The sequence below is a fragment of the Brevibacillus sp. HB1.1 genome (genome assembly GCF_013332445.1).
GTDB lineage: Bacteria > Bacillota > Bacilli > Brevibacillales > Brevibacillaceae > Brevibacillus > Brevibacillus porteri.
In genome coordinates this window covers 495,795-514,726 of record NZ_JABMIV010000002.1, presented here as the reverse complement: position 1 = coordinate 514,726, position 18,932 = coordinate 495,795, and the positions used below count along the sequence as shown (strand labels likewise).

The window sequence follows — 18,932 nt, the reverse complement described above, 5'->3', positions numbered from 1 at the left end:
CCGGGGTGCCCGAACTCTTTTGTTGGATATGCGATATGATATGATGAAGGAATAAGAATAGAGAGAATGAAGCGAGGCGGAGAGAAATGGAAGACGTACTGATTGTAGGCGGTGGGCCTTGTGGACTGGCAGCGGCAATTGCCTGCAAGCGAGCTGGACTTGATCCCATCATTATTGAAAAAGGGTCGCTTGTCCATTCGATTTATCGCTACCCGACCTATATGATTTTTCATAGCACACCTGATTTACTGGAGATTGGGGGCGTCCCTTTTGCAACGGCGAACGACAAGCCGACCAGACAGGAGGCGCTCAATTACTATCGACTGGTAGCCGCGCGAGAAAAATTGCGTGTGAACGTATATGAGACGGTGACGGAAGCGAAGAAGACGCCAGCTGGCTTTCATATCACGACAACGGACAGATTCGCCAACACACATACGTACGAAGCGAAAAACCTGGTGATCGCCACAGGTTACTTTGACAATCCAAATCGGCTGGATGTACCAGGCGAGGAGCTGCCGAAGGTTTCGTCCTTCTACAAGGAAGCACATCCGTATACAGGGCTGAAAGTAGCGGTAGTAGGGGGTAACAACTCTGCCGTAGATGCGGCGATGGAGTTGGAGCGGGCAGGAGCAGAAGTAACGGTGATTTGCCGCCGAACGGAGCTCTCCGGCAAGGTCAAGGCATGGACAAGGCCTGTTTTTGAGAGTCTGATCAAAAAAGGACGCATCCACATGCTGTTCGGTGCAACAGTCGAGAGCATTGAGGAGCGTTCTATCAAGGTGAAAACAGGGGAGGAAGTCATTACCCTTGCCAATGATCATGTGTTTTCATTGATTGGATACCGTCCGGATCGTACCTTCCTTCATTCGTTAGGGGTTATGATTGACGAGGAAACGGGAATTCCGGCGCATCATCCAGAGACGATGGCGACGAACATCCCAGGTCTCTATATAGCGGGAGTCATTGCGGCGGGCCAACACGCAAACGCCATTTTTATCGAAAATGGAAGGTTTCACGGTGAAGGTATCGCCCGCCACATTGCCTCTCAAAGGGAGCAGTAGCTGATAGTGATTAGAACTGCCACTCCAATTGTCTGCCTCCGATGAGGTGGTAGTGCAGATGGAAGACGGTTTGTTGTCCGTGTTTGCCAATGTTGGTGACGATACGGAAGCCATCCTCGTTCACGCCCATTGTTTCTGCTACTTTTTGCAGCGACAGATGAAGGTGACCGATCAGCTCCTTGTCCTCAGGCTCGATAGCCAGAACGGATTGTATATGCTTTTTCGGAATCATCAGGACATGTACAGGGGCAACAGGATTAATGTCGTGAAAAGCCAGTACATGCTCGTCCTCATACACTTTTTTAGACGGAATGTCTCCGTTTACAATCTTGCAAAATAGGCAGTCCATAGGGCAATACATCCTTTCTAAAATGATAGATCGTAAAGCCTACTTCGTCATGCGAGTAGGCTTTCCCTGTTTTTTACCCTGGAAAAGTCCGCTCTAAAAACTGAAGAACCTCACGCCAAGAGTGCTCGGATGCGTAGGCGTTGTTTTTGGGCGTACCACCATTGAGCTGTATGCGAGTAGTTGGTATGTAAGGAAAGCGGATTCCGTGTCCTGTATCCGCATAACGCAAATGCACCACTGAATGAGCAAACTGATGATCCTTCAGCCGTTGCACCATATGCTCGCATTGCTCTGCTGCTGGCCACCAGTGATCGTCATCCGAGGAGAGGAAGAGGATCGGGCCATTGATTTTTTCCACCGGGATTTCGGCATCTTCTAACCAATCACAGGCAGCCCAGGCTTCGGCATGGATATGATCGATACGTAGACCTGCGTCGAGTCGCTCCTGCGAGACTTTTGTCTGATCCTCTGTCCATGGCACGAAAGGAAGTGGCTCTCCTTGAAACGACCAAGAGGATTGTGGGGAGAATGTGTCTGATCCAGCGAATGCCTTATCCGTCCCGATATTGACAGTAGAGCTGGGACTCGAAGCAATAACAGCATGTACGTCTTGATCAATCGATGCTGTGACTAATGCCAATTCTGCTCCTTTGGAACGTCCGAATAACGTAATTTTATCAGGATGTACGGAGGGCTGCTGCTGTAGCCAATGAATGGCGTGTTGAACATATTCGATCGGGATCTGGCGAATATCGTCCGGAAGATCATTGCATTGGAAGTAAGCGAGTGCTAGCGCAGGATAGCCGTGAGAAGCGAACAAAGCAGCAAATTGGGAGCATGAGCCAATTCCGCCTTCACTACCACCTAGTACGACAATGGCGGGTTTTTGCTCTGTGTGGGGTTTTGAAAAATACAGACCGACTAGCCCATGGTCTGTCACTTTCTGTATCGATACGTCGCGGGAGACAAAAATACGTTTCACGACTGCTTTCGCTACGGGTTTATCGCATACTTCTGCCGTTAATTCTATCTCGGTGGAGCGTGGGGTGAACTGAAAATCGTCCAGAGAATAAGCATGATAGAAACGCATGGTCTGGACATTCATAGACCAGAACAGCCCCATCGGATCAATTCCCTCATAAGTACCAAACAAGGGGGCTTGAGAAACTAAATCGACTGAGCCATTTTCGTCCGCTTGAAAGATGGCATGTGATGATGCAGTCAAATCTCCTCCTGGCAACCCATTTTTCAGAGTGGCATGAAGGGTGATTAATTGATTCGGGACAAACCCGCTAAGTGTAATGTGGACGGGAACATCTAGTAAGGCTGTAGCAGGCGTAACTTCAATTTGTGGAAGCATCATTTTAGTCAACACTCCTTCCAGATTAAGGGGACACTTGACAAAGTTATTATAGTAGAATGAATAAAAGTTCGATGAGACGAAATGTGACGGTATGGTTAACTTGACTTCTTGTATGGGGTGTAACTATAATCATTACAACGAAAGGGTGACAACGTATGAAAATCAGCAGCCGTTTCTCCATTGCGGTCCACATCTTATCACTGCTTTCCATTGATTCTAATTCGCATTGTACTTCCGAATGGATCGCGGGTAGTGTGAATACGAATCCGGTCGTGATCCGACGTGTGCTGGGGCTGTTGAAGAAGGCTGGGCTCGTGAACGTACGTGCCGGAGCTGGCGGCGCTTCTCTCGCCAAGGAACTGGATCAAATCACGCTTCTAGAGATTTACCGTGCAGTTGACGTCGTGGAAGAAGGGCAACTTTTTCACATCCATGAGCAACCGAATCCTGATTGTCCAGTGGGAGCGAATATACAGTTTGTGCTAGAGTTGATTTTGACCCGTGCGCAGCATGCCATGGAGGAGATTTTGGGCGGAGTGAAAATGTCCGAGCTCGTAGATAACCTACGTCAAAAAATAACAGAAAAAGCGCAGTAAGAAAAAAATGCCCTTGCGTATGCGAGGGCATTTTTGCGAGGAAGGAGTGCCAGCAACGTGTCGATTCCCGCCACCTGACGGGTGGGGAAGCTTGCACAACTTATCCAGACTGACGGACTATATTCTTCTCCTTCCAGCTATCTTTCTTCGATTGCGGCTTCATGAGAAAAAATCCTAACACGATTGCGATAGCGAAGAATATGGCAAAGAATCGGAAACCGTTGTTCGTTGCATAGATCAAGGCACTCTTTGATTGAGCGATTTCTCCCGCTCCCGTTTCGGAAAATAGCGGCAAGACGGATGAAGACTTGACGCTTAGCTGTACAACTACCAATGAAAGAGCTTGACTTATTGCCCGACACATTTCATAGACGGTCCAGAACATACCTGAAGCGGAGCCAGCGCGCTCTTGCGGAGCAGCAGATAGGACTGCTTTTGCGAGCGAAGGCCAGGACAGACCAGTGGCGGCGGATATGATAAGAAGCGGAATAATCACAGCCATGTTCGATAACTGAGAACCAAGTTGTCCAAGTAGCAGAAGGGCTAAGCCTATTAGGAATGATCCTAACAGAATCATACGCACGGGGCCAAAACGGTCGGCAAATTTACCGCCAAAGGGGGCCGTGAAGAGTTGGGGAATCGATAATGGGATCAATAACAATCCCGCTTCCAAAGGGCTTAAACGATGTGCCCCTTGCAGATATAGCATCAGGAGAATGGTGACGGCGAAGTAACCAATGCAATAACTCATCGTGATTCCAAGACCAATCGAATAGTTTCGATAGGTGAAAAGGCTTAGAGGAAAAAGTGGATTTCGAACACGTAGTTCGATGAGTACGAATGCTATCCATAAAAGTAGAGCGGTTGCAAAGAGGCTAAGTGTGGGTACCGATGTCCAACCCCAAGACTGCCCCTCAGACAGTGCGACAAGCAGAGCGACTAAACCGGGTCCAAAGGTCAAAATCCCCGGCCAGTCAGTCTTGCCCTTTTCGATTGGGGGCGTGTTTTTGAGAACCAGGAGGCCAGAGATCAAACCAATGACTCCAGTGGGGACAGCTACAAAAAAGATGGATCGCCATCCGAAATCACCGATAAGCGCGCCTCCGATCACCGGACCGATGAGTGATCCAGTCACCCATGATATGTTGTTAATCCCGAGAGCGATTCCGAGCTGATTGGGTGGGAATGTCCGTATGAGGATTGGTGTTGCTGATGCCATTGCCATTACCGCACCAGTTCCCTGAAGGAGTCGAGCACCGATCAGTGTTGCGCCTGAGTTCGCAAGTCCGCAAAGCGCAGTGGAAATCGTGAACAAGGTGAGCCCCCATAAAAAAATGTGCTTGGTTCCGAGCATATCCGACCAACGCCCAGCTGGAAGCAAAAATAATGTGCTCATGATGTAGAACGCGGTAATCGTCCACATACCAATGTTGATCGGAATACGCAAATCTTCCATGATAGCAGGAAGACCGATAACCACAATCGTTGCGTCTAAGTTAGTAATGAACGAAACAAGCGTGACCACAGATAAAACAGCCCATTTATTCGATTGTATGGGTCTCAATTTGTACACTCCTTTGCTTATTCATCCATGATCCATTTGCCGGATTTTTCACGAATCCGAGTCAAATGGGGCGGGCGTTTCTTTTTCATGATGAAGCAGCCAGCGTTTACGTGAAAGTCCTCCTCCGTACCCACCCAAATCACCATTGGAGTTGATGACACGGTGACAGGGGATGACGATCGCTAACTGATTCGCACCATTTGCTTGAGCGACAGCACGAAAGGCGCTTGGTTTCCCAATAGCTGCTGCAACCTCGGAATAGGATGAAGTTTGACCGGGGGGAATCGTTTGTAAATGCTCCCAGACCATTTTTTGAAAAGGCGATCCGCACATAAACAAAGGCGTTGCAAATTTTGTTAACTCTCCGTCAAAATACTCCATTAACTCACGTTCAATCGAACGAATTGGCGCTGTAGAACCAGGGATAATCGCTGACTTCGTTCTTTGTCTTAGACGTTCAACTTCTCGTTCCAAGCCGCGGCGATCTACGAATTCAAGTAGATATAGCGCTGTTTCATCCGCGATAGCTATCATGGGACCCAGTCGCGTATCCAGCCACGATGCCTTTAAGACATGATGATCTCCAAGAAGAGTAGGTGCTGCCCCCATAATTCGTGAAAATGCGTCTCGAAACCCACTGCTGGACTCGTATCCGGTGGATAGTTGGGCATCAATGATTGCTTTTCCGTCTCTGATTTCTTTCAGTGCAATCCCCATACGTCGCGCCCTAGCATATTCGACGAACGTCATGCCAAAACGTTTTTTGAATTGGCGTCGCGCTGTTGCAGCGTCCACGGATAATCTTTGAAAATCTTTTTCCGTCCAGCGCTGCTCGGGGTTTTCTTCTACAGCGCTAACTAGCAGACGCACAAGCTCTGAAACATGATTGGGATGTGAAAGTGGACGGCAGCGCTGGCAGGGCCGGAATGAGGCTAGAAGTGCTTGTTTCGCATGATCAAAAAACTCACAATTAATAAACTTAGGTTTTCTAGCTGGACATGTCGGGCGACAGAATACGCCAGTTGTCTTGACTCCAACAAAAAAGACACCTTCATATTCTGAGTTTTTATCCAGTAACGCCTGATAATACTCGGACTTCATCTCGGCCGTTATCATTCTTTTCCCCCTCGATTATTATGTTTTCATTTTATCGCTCACCCAAAATGACTGCAGCCGAAAATCGTACATTGATTTTTTTAGGCGAAGACAAGACTCGGCGGGAAAAGTACCGTGAAAGGCGCGGTTTTAGGAAAAACGGATAGTTCGTGGAAATACCATCTCTGACGCTCATGGACAGGATTTAAGCTGGAATTAGCCTGAAAATATAGATATAATAAACGTATTCAGAAATATGCGATAAACCGACAACGGCGTCGGTTGCATATCGAAATGATGAGCAGTTGGCACGTCCGTTCAATGGTGATCGGGAGGTGGAGTATTGCGTCAGCATTATCGAGTCATCATCATAGACGACGACCCCATAACGCGTATGGACCTGGTCGAGATGTTGCAAGAGCAGGGATATAACGTCGTAGCTGAAGGAAAAAACGGCAAAGAGGCCGTTCGATTGACGCAAAAGTGGAATCCGCATCTCATTATTATGGATGTCAAAATGCCAATTATGGACGGTTTGACAGCGACTGGGATTATCCGAGAGCATTCGGACGCGGCCATCCTTCTCTTGACTGCTTACAGTCAAAAGGACATGGTCATGCAAGCCAAAGCAAAAGGGATATGTGCCTATCTGGTCAAACCCGTCATGGAGGAAGAACTGCTACCGGCAGTGGAGTTCGTGCTTACGGGCAAACAATGAACGCAAAAAAGTGAATCGTAGGAAGAGCAACGGCGCTTGGACCAAGGCGAGCATTTCGTCTTATGTTTCGAAGCGCTTTTTTACGTTCCATGAGATAGAGTTTACGGAAAGTTGAAAAGAAAGTGAGTGAAGCTAGAGATGAAATTGGCTTGCGTTGTACGTAAACAGCATTACCAGTTTACATCGGTTCGTGATGTATTGGCTAAAGCGAGTGAAGAAAAGTCTGGCGATCACATGAGTAAACTAGCAGCCAATTCCGCACTGGAGCGGATGGCGGCCAAAGTCGTATTAAGTGAAATGCAACTTCGTGATATATATGAAAATCCAGTCATTCCTTACGAAAAAGACGAAGTGACACGGATCATTTATGATGATATCAATCTCTCTATTTACGATGAGATTAAAAATTGGACAGTAGGGGAGCTACGGGAGTACATCTTGTCGTTTTCCACAGGAATGCCTGAGCTCACAAGAATTAGTCGTGGACTCACAAGTGAGATGATTTCCGCTACAGCCAAGCTGATGTCCAGCATTGACCTCGTCATGGCTTCACAAAAAATGAAGCATCAAGCGTACTGCAACACACTGATTGGCGAGCCGGGAAGACTGGCGTTCCGTTGCCAGCCGAACCACCCAATCGATGATCCCGATGGCATTTTGGCTTCGATGAAGGAAGGTTTGTCATATGGATCAGGCGACGCTGTCATAGGAATTAACCCCAATAATGACTCCGTTGAAAGCGTTACCAAGCTCTTGAAAATGACACATGATTTCATGCAAAAGTGGGAAATCCCTACGCAAAACTGCGTTCTGGCCCACATCACGACACAGATGCAGGCTCTTCGCGGCGGAGCGCCCATTTCTCTGATGTTCCAAAGTCTGGCAGGTTCACAACGAGCGAATGATGCGTTTGGCGTGAACAAGGAGATTTTGGATGAGGCCATGGATTTGATGCTTCGAAAAGGCACAGCATCGGGACCAAACGTCATGTATTTTGAGACAGGGCAAGGCTCCGAAGTGTCGCTGGACTCCCATGAAGGCGTCGATATGCAGACGCTAGAAGCCCGTACGTACGGTTTTTGCCGTCACTGGAAGCCGTTTATGGTCAATAACGTCTCTGGCTTTATCGGACCAGAAACACTTTATGATGGCAGACAGATGATTCGTGCTGATCTGGAGGACTTGTTTATGGGCAAGCTGCATGGTTTGCCGATGGGAATCGCTCCGACTTATACGAATCACATGTATGCGGATCAGAATGACCAGGAGATTGCAGGGATGCTGACAACCTTGGCAGGGGCGAATTTTTATATGGGCGTACCAGGTGGGGACGACGTCATGCTCAGTTACCAAGACACGAGCTACCACGATGACGCCAGCTACCGCGAGCTCTTGGGACTGCGACCTCTCCGGGAATTCGAGAAATGGTTGGAGAAAATGGGCATTATGGAAAATGGTCGTTTGACAGAGCGTGCAGGCGATTTAACCATTTTTGACTAGCGAGCGGGGAGGTAAGCCAGATGAAACAGATCAATATGGACGACTTGGTTCAGCGCGTAATCGATGAGCTGTCCAAAATAGGGCAGGGCGTAATTGATTTTCCTGAGCAAAAGCAATGCGGGGTAAAGAACCCCAACAATCCAGAAGCATTGGAGCAAGCGATGAAGCGAACGCCAGCTCGTATCGGAATCGGTAGAGCGGGTACCCGAATGAAGACGGGTAGCTATCTGCAATTTCGCATAGATCAGGCAGCGGCTCGCGATGCGGTCATGAAAACAATCAGTCCGGAACTGATCGAGAGCTTGCAGCTTCCTGTTCTCCATTCAAGAGCGACGAGCATGGAGGAGTATTTAATGAACCTCGACTCGGGCCGGATGTTATCGGATGAATCCGCTCGTTGGCTGGAGCAGAATGGGGATAAAGGAAAAGACGTTCAAATCGTCATCTCGGACGGACTCAGCACCTCAGCGTGTGAGGCGACGATTCCAGACTTGCTGCCTGCGTTAATCCAAGGTCTTTCCATGAGAAACATCAGTGTAGGAAAGCCAGTATTCATTAACAAAGGTCGCGTCTGGATTCAAGATCAGGTCGCGTCCATCGTAAATTGCAAGGTCGTCATCTCCTTGATCGGGGAAAGACCGGGACTTGCAACGGCAGAAAGTCTCAGTGCTTACATGATTTACAAACCGGATGCCAATACGGTAGAATCAGATCGTACGGTTATTTCTAATATTCATAAGGGTGGCACGCTACCGATTGAGGCAGGTGCGTACCTTGCAGAGCTTTTGGAGGAAATTTTGAAGTACCAGGCGAGCGGTGTAAAATTATCACAGCTTCGGGCGAATAACGGGTAGATTCCCACTGGCGCTTCCTCCTGTCTTGCACTAGAATACATAGAAGATAACCAATTTCTATGAGGAGTTGCTACGCATGACGGAGCCAAACCAAAACGAAAAAGAAACCACTGAGCAAAAGCCTGGGAAGATCAGCCTGCAAGAGGCGATGAAGCGCAAAATGGCGGAGAAAAAACAAGCGCAAGCACAAGCCAATAATCCGTTGAATCAAAAGGCGCAAAATCAGAGCATGAAAAGCCAGCTCACCAAAAAACCAAACAATCAACGCAGACGTATGGGCGTATAGTTTCGAATGAAGCAAGGCAAAAAGGGAATGTGCAGCAAGTTTAGGCTGCAGATTCCTTTTTTGTATGATCATGGATACATAATAAACCAACAAAGCTGGTGAGAAGAAAAAGCACAGGGCTCGTAGACCTTGACAACGCCTACCCAGTCGGAACTTCAAAAAGGGGACCATGCTTGTCGAACACTTCTTCCTCGAGAATCTTCCGCCCGTAGGGTGGCTTTGGCTCGACGGTCCCCTTTTTGAAGTGGAGACGAACAGTCAATCCCCCTGCTGGCGTGTCAGAGTCGAAGAGAACTGTGCTTTTTCTTCTCCTCCACAATGTTGACCCAAACCAAATGGGGGCAAACCATGAAGGTAGAACGGCTACTCGCTATTGTTATCATGCTGTTGAATAAGCGCCGTGTGAGCGCTCGTGAACTATCCGATCACTTTGAAGTATCCTTGCGTACGGTCTATCGGGATTTGGAAACCATTAACGCAGCCGGAATTCCGATTGTAGCGTACCCTGGGGCAAGCGGCGGTTACGAGATCATGGAGAATTTTACGATCGATCGGCAATACTTATCCTTGGACGAGTTGGTTGCGGTTATCGCTGCGCTAAAAGGAGTTCATTCCTCCACAGATGATAAGCAAATCGGACAGCTTCTGGAAAAAATAAAAGCGTTGCTCATCACCGCACCATCCTCTCTGCAAGGAAGTGCACATCCCGTTGTTTACGACTTCAATCCGTGGGGCAGTACACCAGTAATCGCCGAAAAAGTAAACAGGCTGCGGGAAGCCATCGAGAAGAGACTTCGTGTGCGGATCACCTATACGAAAATGCAAGGAGATGCGACAGAGCGCACCATTGAGCCTGTAAAACTGATTATCAAAGGGTATGTGTGGTACGTGTATGGCTATTGTTTACAGCGCCAGGAGGATCGTCTGTTTCGCTTGTCACGGATTGCAGACATGTCTGTGCTTACAGAGGAGTTTTCGCTACGCCCGTATCAACAAGCAGATAAGCTGGAATGGCTCGAAGAATGGGATACGTCAGAGCGAATTTCACTTGTCCTCCAATTTTCTTCGAGCGTACATGTAAGGGTACGGGATATGTTTGCGCCAGAAGCGATAGAGACCATGCAAGATGGCTCGATGCTAGTACGAACGATGATGACAGACGATGAGTGGTTAAACGGCATGCTGCTTAGCTTTGGCGATGCCTTGTTTGTACATGAGCCTGTGCATGTTAGGGAACGAATGAGGGATACAGTAAAAAGAATGACAAAACTTTATGAATGAGTGTTGAAACGTTGACAGATAGTTGTCAAGGTAAGGTCATTATACTAAGTCATGTAAGCAATCTCTTACAGGAGCGTGGTTAATGATGAACCCAACGATTGTCAAACTGGATGAAATGCGTGTAGCAGGCTTGCAAATTCGAACAACCAATGAGGCGGAATGCGGACCGAACGGGAAAATTGGGGATCTATGGCAACGCTATTATCAAGAAGAGCATCCCTTCAAAACTCCCCATCAAAAAGAGCCGGGTGTTGTTCTGGGTGTGTATTCCGATTACGACAGTGACGAGACAGGCGAGTACGCCTTGTTAGTAGGAACCGTTGTAGAAAAGAACGGTGAGCTTCCTGCTGAGCTCACGGTCAAGACTCTACCGGCTTCTACCTATGCCGTATTTACGACGCGCGTAGGCCCGATGGTAGAGGTTGTGATGGAAGCGTGGGCGAAGGTGTGGGAGTGGTCCCATCAACCGGGGAACAAGCGGACATTTACCGGAGATTTCGAACGATATGACGGAGTGCGCTGCGCTGATCCCTACAATGCGCAAGTAGATTTGTACATCGCGATCTCAGAAGAATAATGGTGCAGCAAATCATACAAGCAGTCGTAGTCAATCAGGCTACGACTGTTTTGCTTTTTTCCATGATTTCTTCACAAGTTTCGATTACTCTAGAGAGAGTGGCAGAGGGGAGTCATACAGACGGATGGATTGGATAACGAATGTAGAAGCCCTGGCAGAGTGGATTCGCTCTTTAGGGATGCTGGGGATTATCGGTAGTATCGTATTAAACATCGTGATTAGTGTGGCAGGTGTATTGCCTTCCATTTTTTTATCGGGTGCGAATGCGGTCGTGTTTGGCTTGTACGGAGGGTTCTTGATTTCCTTAACGGGAGAGGTGGTAGGTGCTTGCATTGCCTTCTTTCTTTACCGCTACACGATCAAAAAAGCAGATCGGCGCGAAAAACTGAAATCGTTCAAATGGGTACATGCCATCAATGGAACGACGAGTTTTCGCAAATGTCTTGCCATCGTTTTGCTCCGGTTGAATCCGATGATGCCTTCCGGTGTGATCAATTTAGGTGCGGCTTTGACGAATATCACCTTCGTGCAATTTTTAGTAGCGACCTTAATTGGAAAAGTGCCGTCGATGGTTTTTGAAACATTCGTCGGTCATGATCTGATTACTTTTAGTGAAAACAAGTTTCGCTTGCTCTTTGCCTTGCTGGCAGGTGCTCTCGTCTTTTTGCTTTTCTGGAAAAAAGGAAAGGATCAAATACAAGAGGAGTAGGGAGGATTCATATGTCTACCATTTTGCTAGTCGATGATGAGCCGCAAATCTTAGAAATATTGTCCTCCTATCTGCAAAAGGAAGGCTATCATGTTCTGACCGCCCAAACAGGCAAGGAAGCAGTGGAAATGGCCACGACAATTTCATTGACCTGTATCATTTTAGACCTGATGCTACCTGATCTGAGCGGGGAAGAGGTCTGCGTCCAAATTCGCAAAGAGTCTCGTGTCCCTATTTTGATGCTCACGGCGAAAAGTGGAGAGGCGGATCGAATTCGCGGGCTTACGATTGGCGCTGATGATTATTTAATCAAGCCCTTTAGCCCGAGAGAACTCGTAGCGCGTGTTCGAGCCGTCATGCGTCGTGCGGGCGATTATTCAACACTCTCCGATTTCATCGAGGTGGGAGACTTGACCATATCGATGAATGAGAAGAGAGTCACGAAAAATGGAGTCGCTTTGGAGGTTACGCCAAATGAATACCGCTTGCTCACAACGCTTGTCCGTTATCCAGGGAGAACGTGGGGCAGGGAGGAGCTCGTGCGTGAGGTCATGGGTTTTGATTTCGAAGGATACGACCGAACCATTGATACGCATATCAAAAATCTTCGCCAAAAGATAGAGATAGACCCGAAGCAACCTGAATATATCAAAACGGTGTATGGATTGGGATATCGCTTTGACGATCCCATGAAGAAGTGAGGCCACGATGAAGCATATTTGGGTAAAGCTCGCCTTTGTGATCATGACAGTCGGCGCATGCGCTGTTCTTTTCTCCTCGTTGTTGTCCGTAAAGGAAATGGATGTTCATTTTTCCATGTATGCCAATGAAGTGAGAAATCAGCATAACCAAGAAATATCGCGTGTCGCACTCCAAGCGTATCAGGACAGTCAAGGCTGGGGAGCGGAAGCCTATCATAAGCTTGAAGCGGTTTCTGAGGTCTTGGGATTGCATATCACTCTCCTCGATCAACAGCAACAAGTACAAAACGAATGGGGTAAGCCGCGAGTCCATATGAGCAATTACAGTGTAGACAAGATTCCCCTTGTCAGTAAGGGAGTCATGATCGGGCAACTGGTAATAAGCCACGATGATCGGAGTGCGTACATGACCTTGGAAAGTCATTTCCAATGGGCGCATAAAAACACGACGTTGTGGACGATGGCTGTGCTGCTCATCTTGGTCATTATCATCAGCATACTGCTCGCTCGGACCATGGTGCGTCCCGTCGTCCAAGTGAGTACGGCAGCGCAACTAGTCGCGCGAGGCAATCTGTCGATACGCGTCCCGGAGCCACGTGGCAAGGATGAAGTTACGTCATTGGTCGCTGCTTTTAACAACTTGGTCCAAAGTCTTGAACATCAGGAGGAGCTGCGCAAGCGACTGACCTCTGATATTGCCCATGAATTACGAACACCACTGAACACCTTGCTGGCGCAAGTAGAGGGGATGATCGACGGCATATGGGAAGCCACTCCCAAAAATCTTGAAAGCACAAGGTCAGAGGTACTGCGTTTGAGCCGTCTCGTCCGCGATTTAGATCAGGTGATTCAGGTGGAGTCGGGTTCCTTGCAAATGCGCAGTGAAGAGGTAGAACTACGTGAGGTTGTCAAAGAAGTTACTGAGTCAATGAGTGCTACGTTTGCCCGTGCACAAATGAATTTTCACTTCAAAGGAGATCACGCTGTCTGGATCAAAGGGGACAGGCAGAGACTGGCGCAAATCGTGGCCAATTTGTTGACGAATGCCTGCAAGCATACGCCAGCAGGTGGAGAAGTCGTAGTCACAGTAGACAAATCGAGTACGATGGTCCGGTTGCAAGTGAAGGACAGCGGCACAGGCATCGATCAAAAGGACCTCCCGTACGTCTTTGAGCGTTTTTATCGGGGAGATCGCTCGCGAGCAAGGGAACGCGGTGGAGCAGGATTGGGGTTGACGATTGTGAAAGGGATCGTAGAGGCACACAAGGGAATCATCTCGTTGGATAGCAGAGTGGGTGAGGGAACGACCATCACGATTTTGTTTCCACCACAAGCTCATGAAGGCGAAAAGTAAGCCTAAACCGTATCGTTCTCGCTGCACATCGTTTATGATTAGGAAGAGAATTTGAATATTCGATACAAAGAGGGAGAGCACATGTTTGATTGGACTACCATGGGAGCATTTTTGGCTGTTGTGATCGGCCTCTTTTTAATTCCGGGACCCGCTGTCCTGCTAACTGCGACGCGTACCGTTCAGGGAGGACGTAAAGCAGGGATTATGGCAGGGCTGGGCATTGCCACCGGCGACTTCATTCACACGATTTTTGCTGCGGTTGGTTTATCCGCAATATTGATGACATCTGCATGGGCATTCAATCTCTTAAAATTTGCGGGAGCGGCATACTTGGTCTATTTAGGAGTTCGGGCCATGCTTGAAAGACCGGTTGACCCAGAGCTGCCAAAAGTAACACCGTTGCCGCCGCTGCAATCGTATGGGCAAGCCATCCTCGCAGAAGTTCTGAATCCGAAGACGGCGTTGTTCTTTCTGGCGTTTCTACCGCAATTTGTACATCCTGAGCGTGGAGCAGCCATTCTTCAATTCCTTGTCCTGGGACTGATTTTCGCCATCTTGGGGTTCTTTTACACCGCGTTGATTGCGATCAGTATCAGACCGTTGGGGCATCTGGTGAAACGAATTTCCTGGCTGGGTCGCTGGAGTGGCAAGATCGTAGGTTCTGTTTACATCTTATTAGGATTAAAAGTAGCGCTGCAAGAGAGATAAGGTATGAGTCGGGGAGTCAGTCTTCCCGGCTTTTTTTATTGCTTGATTACTGGTGTAAGGTACTTTTTAGTGCCTATGATACTTGAAAGTACGTACTTCCTATCAAGTGAGGCATGAGACATAATAGCATTCAGATCCAACATATTCGCCAATCATGATAAGTAAGGGCCCTGCTTTGTGAATGGCAAGAAAAATTAAGGGAGGATACAACTCAGATGAGCACGATTACATCCAACGTAAAGCAGCAAACAGCTGATGCGAAAAACTCCACTCTTGCTTTACTTGCTCTCGCAATCAGCGCATTTGGTATCGGGACTACTGAATTTGTTATCGTCGGTTTGTTGTCTACAGTCGCACAGGATTTGAAAGTAACCATCACCTTAGCTGGACTTCTTATTTCTGGATATGCATTAGGGGTAGCTATTGGAGCACCGATTATTACAGCACTCACAAGTCGAATTCCACGCAAAGCGCTGCTCATGCTTTTGATGATTGTCTTTGCTGTCGGAAACAGTGCGGCAGCCTTGTCGAGTAGCTTTGCGATATTAATTATTGCCCGTTTCTTTACCGCGTTTTCTCATGGGGTATTTTTCTCCATCGGTTCGACGATTGCAGCCGATCTGGTGCCAGAAAACAAGCGTGCCAGCGCGATTGCAACGATGTTTACGGGTCTGACTGTTGCAACCGTTACAGGCGTACCTTTGGGAACGTTTATTGGACAAATGTTTGGATGGAGAGCGACTTTTTGGGGAGTTGCCATTCTTGGCGTGATTGCCCTTATCTCGACAGCGATTCTGGTACCAAGCAATTTGAAGAAAGCCAAGCCTGCTTCTATTAAAGACCAAGTGAAAATAATCACAAACTTGCCACTGTTGCTTGTCTTTGCGATTACGGCACTTGGCTACGGCGGTACCTTTGTAACCTTTACGTTCTTAGGTCCGATTCTGGAAGAAATCACAGGTTATCAGGCGAGTGCCGTCAGTCTGATACTTCTCGTGTATGGGATTGCGGTAGCGATTGGAAATACGGTCGGGGGAAAAGCAGCTGACAAGAATCCGATAAAAGCGCTGCGCTGGATGTTCATCATTCAGGCGATCATTCTGATCATCTTAACATTTACCGCTCCTCTTAAATGGGTGGGAACGCTCACGATAATGTTGATGGGCCTCCTGGCTTTTATGAACGTACCGGGCTTACAGGTATATGTCGTGCAGTTGGCTGAAAAATACGTGCCTAGTGCTGTTGATGTTGCTTCTGCCATTAACATTGCTGCTTTCAATCTCGGCATTGCGATTGGAGCCTTCGTGGGAGGAATCATCGTCGATACCATTGGCTTGATTCATACGCCATGGGTCGGCGGAGTGATGGTGTTAGGTGCCGCATTACTCACAATGATCAGCAGCAAGCTGGAAAAAGCTCGTCGTTAATCGTACAAAGACGGCGGATGCGATGAAAGCATGCGTTTCCGCCGTTGATTTCCAAATACATCACGTGAGGAGAGAGCATCGATGAGCAAATTCGACGGTCATTATGGTTTTCAGCGAATGTTCCAAGAAGGGAAGATGACCTTGGGATTTCACATTCCGCTGGAAGCATACGAATGGGAAGCACCGACAATGGAGCGCCAGGTTGAACTCGTCCAAGCGGCAGAAGACTATGGCTTTACCGGAATCTGGCTGCGGGATGTCATTTTGCAGGACCCCGCTTTTGGTGACCCTGCAACCGGGCAAATTTATGACATGATGATTTATTTAACCTATTTGGCTGCGCAAACCAAAAAAATCGCTTTTGGTACCTCGAGCATCGTGCTTCCACTGCGGCATCCGTTGCGCGTGGCAAAAGAGACAGCGACCATTGAAAATTTGTTTCCCCAGCGCTTGATGATGGGTATTTCTTCTGGGGACCGACGGGCTGATTTTCATGGATTGAATGTGCCGCATGAACAGCGTGCGGAGCTGTTTCGCGATGGCTACGACTACTTGCAGAAGGTCATGGCAGAGGATTTCCCAAAAATCAACTCCCCATACGGCATGATTGATGGAGCGAATCTGGTGCCAAAATCAACCGCGCCCATTCCTACCTTTATCACGGGGTATAGTCAACAAACGATGGACTGGTTTGCGCAAAACGGAGATGGTTGGATTTATTACCCGCGTGATCCATTCAATCAAGCAAATGCCATCCAAGAATGGAGAGAGCTGGTCCAGATATATCATCCAGGTGTATTCAAGCCGTTTATTCAGCCTCTTCACTTGGATCTTGCGGAAAATCCGGATGAGTCGGTCACGCCGATTCGATTAGGGTACCGAGTCGGTAGAAAAATGCTTTTAGAACTGCTGGCCATGTATCAAGAGGTCGGCGTGAATCATTTGTTCTTCGCCCTGTTCCCTAGCAAGCGTCCCATTGACGAGGTTATCGATGAGTTAGGGCAAGAAGTATTGCCTTATTTCCCGGCACATATCGATTCAGCGGAGCGAGTTTGACTACAGCTTCATATGAGGAGGGGAGGAAATGGAAAAATACAATATCCCTGTAGAGGCAACATTGGAGGTCATTGGAGGGAAATGGAAAGTGGTGATCCTCTGCTTGTTGGCAAAAGGGACGAAGCGGACAAGCGAACTGAAACGATCAATGCCTGTCATCACGCAAAAAATGTTAACGCAGCAACTGCGCGAATTGGAAGCGGACAACATCATCACCCGCAATGTGTATCAGCAGGTTCCCCCACGCGTCGAGTATGACTTGACTGAGTATGGCAAGACTCTGTCGAAGGTTCTGGATGTCATGTGTGAATGGGGAGAGAGTCACATCGAAAACCAATTGCGAAAAATAGTCGAATGAAAAGGGGAAGTTCGATGAGAGGAATTGGCATCAAGCAATACGGCGGTATTCAGAAGTTAACAGAAATTGAATGGCCTATAAAACCAATCGGGCCGGACGATTTACTCATTTCGATCAAAGCGAGCGGGGTAAATCCCGTGGATTGGAAGGTGCGGGAAGGACTGCTGCAAGCAGATTTTCCTTTTGAACTGCCACTTATTTTAGGGTGGGATGCGGCGGGCACGGTAACAGCTGTCGGTACGACTGTACAGGATTTTCAAATCGGGGATGATGTCTTCTTTCGTCCAGAACTGGAAAGAGAAGGGACATACGCAGATGAAATTGTCGTTCCCGCGAATATCGTAGCCCCGATGCCACGTGGTTTATCGTATGCTGAAGCGGCCTCGCTTCCGCTGGTCGGACTAACGGTTTGGCAGGCATTGGTGGAGGTAGGGAAGGTGCAAGCGGGAGATAAAGTCCTGGTGTTGGGGGGAAGCGGCGGGATTGGTTCCATGGCGATCCAGCTAGCAAAAGCACTAGGTGCCTATGTGGCGACGACAACCAGCTCCAAAAACAGCGATTATGTCCGTGAGCTGGGAGCAGATGAAGTCATCGTGTATGATCAGGGATCACTTCATACCCCTACACAATTTACATTCATGCTGGACACGCTGGGTGGAGAAGCATACGGTGATGCTTTAACATTTATGAAGCGGCAAGGAAGAGTGGCAACCATTATCAGCGAGCGTGATGCCAAGAAACCTTCGTTCGCTGAAGCGGCTGAGAAAGAACGAGAGCTGGATGTTACTTTTGTGTTTACGCGTCCAGATGGGGTAAACATGAATCGTATCCGTGAGCTAGTGGAAGCCAAACACGTAAAGCCTTTTTTGACTAAGATATATCCATTGACCATTGAAGGGGTTCGAGATGCGCATCTCTATAGTCAAACGGGTAGAGTGCGTGGGAAGATTGTGCTCGTCCATTCATGAGAGGGAGACAGGGCGTGAGTAAGTTGCGCGAATGTAACAGCGGCGGGCTAGGACTTGCGTTTTCAACCGAGCCCGTTGCTGTTTTCATAAAAAAGCCAGCGTGACGGTGTAGATCACCTTCGCTGGTAATCGCCGGCTTACCTCTTTCGAATCACAGCCCCCTGCAGAACAAAGGTAATCCCTAAAATTCCTACGATGGCAAGCAGGCGGATAAAACCGTTGGAGACAAAAAGATTGACACAGATCAGCCCAATTATGATCAGAATAAGCAAAATCACCGTTTTCCCCGACAAATACGTATGCCCCTTTCCTCAGACAAAATGAGTGGTCTCGTCAAATCGGAATAGGCGGGTAGTTCCATGGCGTATGTAATTTGACTTTGTGGTTGTCAGAATCTTCTGTTC

At 48.1% G+C, this 18,932-nt stretch carries 20 protein-coding genes; 16 read left to right on the top strand and 4 right to left on the bottom strand.

The features are described from left to right. Positions 1 to 86: 86 nt before the first annotated feature. Positions 87 to 1,064, top strand: a complete 978-nt coding sequence (locus HPY27_RS07195; RefSeq protein ID WP_173621662.1) for a YpdA family putative bacillithiol disulfide reductase — start codon at positions 87 to 89, stop codon at positions 1,062 to 1,064. 10 nt (positions 1,065 to 1,074) lie between these two features. Here HPY27_RS07195 and HPY27_RS07190 read toward each other — a convergent pair whose 3' ends face one another. After that, positions 1,075 to 1,413 (bottom strand): histidine triad nucleotide-binding protein, encoded by a 339-nt coding sequence (locus tag HPY27_RS07190; protein ID WP_007727375.1) that lies wholly within the window; start codon positions 1,411 to 1,413, stop codon positions 1,075 to 1,077. 73 nt (positions 1,414 to 1,486) lie between these two features. After that, positions 1,487 to 2,776: an acyl-CoA thioesterase/bile acid-CoA:amino acid N-acyltransferase family protein gene (locus HPY27_RS07185; RefSeq protein WP_174224693.1), complete on the bottom strand. Its 1,290-nt coding sequence runs from the start codon at positions 2,774 to 2,776 to the stop codon at positions 1,487 to 1,489. Between the two features lie 155 nt (positions 2,777 to 2,931). Here HPY27_RS07185 and HPY27_RS07180 point away from each other — a divergent pair, with 155 nt between their 5' ends. Further along, entirely contained in the window at positions 2,932 to 3,372 is a 441-nt protein-coding gene (locus HPY27_RS07180) for an Rrf2 family transcriptional regulator (protein WP_012686286.1), read from the top strand. A gap of 100 nt (positions 3,373 to 3,472) precedes the next feature. Here HPY27_RS07180 and HPY27_RS07175 read toward each other — a convergent pair whose 3' ends face one another. Beyond that, on the bottom strand, positions 3,473 to 4,945 hold the full coding sequence (locus HPY27_RS07175) for an MFS transporter (RefSeq protein WP_371814314.1): 1,473 nt from the start codon (positions 4,943 to 4,945) through the stop codon (positions 3,473 to 3,475). A 39-nt stretch (positions 4,946 to 4,984) separates the two neighbouring features. Further along, positions 4,985 to 6,052 carry a bifunctional transcriptional activator/DNA repair enzyme AdaA gene (locus tag HPY27_RS07170; protein WP_017248248.1) on the bottom strand — a complete coding sequence of 356 codons (1,068 nt, stop codon included), beginning with the start codon at positions 6,050 to 6,052 and terminating at the stop codon, positions 4,985 to 4,987. 322 nt (positions 6,053 to 6,374) lie between these two features. On the opposite strand from HPY27_RS07170, the gene HPY27_RS07165 reads away from it, so the two are divergent. The 14 genes from HPY27_RS07165 (at position 6,375) to HPY27_RS07100 (ending at position 18,528) form a co-directional block, all read left to right on the top strand. Next, a complete protein-coding gene (locus HPY27_RS07165; RefSeq protein WP_106833858.1) occupies positions 6,375 to 6,749 on the top strand; it encodes a response regulator in 375 nt (124 codons plus the stop codon). 138 nt (positions 6,750 to 6,887) lie between these two features. Further along, the gene (locus tag HPY27_RS07160; RefSeq protein ID WP_047069121.1) at positions 6,888 to 8,249 is read left to right on the top strand and encodes an ethanolamine ammonia-lyase subunit EutB; all 1,362 of its coding nucleotides are present in this window, start codon (positions 6,888 to 6,890) and stop codon (positions 8,247 to 8,249) included. A gap of 20 nt (positions 8,250 to 8,269) precedes the next feature. Further along, positions 8,270 to 9,103: an ethanolamine ammonia-lyase subunit EutC gene (gene eutC, locus HPY27_RS07155; protein ID WP_017248250.1), complete on the top strand. Its 834-nt coding sequence runs from the start codon at positions 8,270 to 8,272 to the stop codon at positions 9,101 to 9,103. 76 nt (positions 9,104 to 9,179) lie between these two features. Beyond that, positions 9,180 to 9,389, top strand: a complete 210-nt coding sequence (locus tag HPY27_RS07150; RefSeq protein WP_007727355.1) for a hypothetical protein — start codon at positions 9,180 to 9,182, stop codon at positions 9,387 to 9,389. Between the two features lie 348 nt (positions 9,390 to 9,737). Then, positions 9,738 to 10,670 (top strand): helix-turn-helix transcriptional regulator, encoded by a 933-nt coding sequence (locus HPY27_RS07145; protein WP_174224691.1) that lies wholly within the window; start codon positions 9,738 to 9,740, stop codon positions 10,668 to 10,670. 82 nt (positions 10,671 to 10,752) lie between these two features. Then, positions 10,753 to 11,247: a GyrI-like domain-containing protein gene (locus tag HPY27_RS07140; RefSeq protein ID WP_174224690.1), complete on the top strand. Its 495-nt coding sequence runs from the start codon at positions 10,753 to 10,755 to the stop codon at positions 11,245 to 11,247. A 124-nt stretch (positions 11,248 to 11,371) separates the two neighbouring features. Continuing rightward, positions 11,372 to 11,956: a TVP38/TMEM64 family protein gene (locus HPY27_RS07135; protein ID WP_106833863.1), complete on the top strand. Its 585-nt coding sequence runs from the start codon at positions 11,372 to 11,374 to the stop codon at positions 11,954 to 11,956. Between the two features lie 11 nt (positions 11,957 to 11,967). Further along, on the top strand, positions 11,968 to 12,657 hold the full coding sequence (locus HPY27_RS07130) for a response regulator transcription factor (protein WP_174224689.1): 690 nt from the start codon (positions 11,968 to 11,970) through the stop codon (positions 12,655 to 12,657). Positions 12,658 to 12,664: 7 nt separating this feature from the next. Further along, on the top strand, positions 12,665 to 14,011 hold the full coding sequence (locus tag HPY27_RS07125) for a HAMP domain-containing sensor histidine kinase (protein ID WP_017248255.1): 1,347 nt from the start codon (positions 12,665 to 12,667) through the stop codon (positions 14,009 to 14,011). 81 nt (positions 14,012 to 14,092) lie between these two features. Further along, positions 14,093 to 14,719, top strand: coding sequence for a LysE family translocator (locus HPY27_RS07120; protein ID WP_174224688.1), 627 nt, complete (start codon positions 14,093 to 14,095; stop codon positions 14,717 to 14,719). 215 nt (positions 14,720 to 14,934) lie between these two features. Then, positions 14,935 to 16,146 carry an MFS transporter gene (locus tag HPY27_RS07115; RefSeq protein WP_173621668.1) on the top strand — a complete coding sequence of 404 codons (1,212 nt, stop codon included), beginning with the start codon at positions 14,935 to 14,937 and terminating at the stop codon, positions 16,144 to 16,146. Positions 16,147 to 16,227: 81 nt separating this feature from the next. Beyond that, positions 16,228 to 17,202: an LLM class oxidoreductase gene (locus HPY27_RS07110; protein WP_174224687.1), complete on the top strand. Its 975-nt coding sequence runs from the start codon at positions 16,228 to 16,230 to the stop codon at positions 17,200 to 17,202. Positions 17,203 to 17,230: 28 nt separating this feature from the next. Then, positions 17,231 to 17,560 carry a winged helix-turn-helix transcriptional regulator gene (locus HPY27_RS07105; protein ID WP_174224686.1) on the top strand — a complete coding sequence of 110 codons (330 nt, stop codon included), beginning with the start codon at positions 17,231 to 17,233 and terminating at the stop codon, positions 17,558 to 17,560. A gap of 14 nt (positions 17,561 to 17,574) precedes the next feature. Further along, positions 17,575 to 18,528: an NADP-dependent oxidoreductase gene (locus HPY27_RS07100; protein ID WP_174224685.1), complete on the top strand. Its 954-nt coding sequence runs from the start codon at positions 17,575 to 17,577 to the stop codon at positions 18,526 to 18,528. Positions 18,529 to 18,932: the final 404 nt, after the last annotated feature.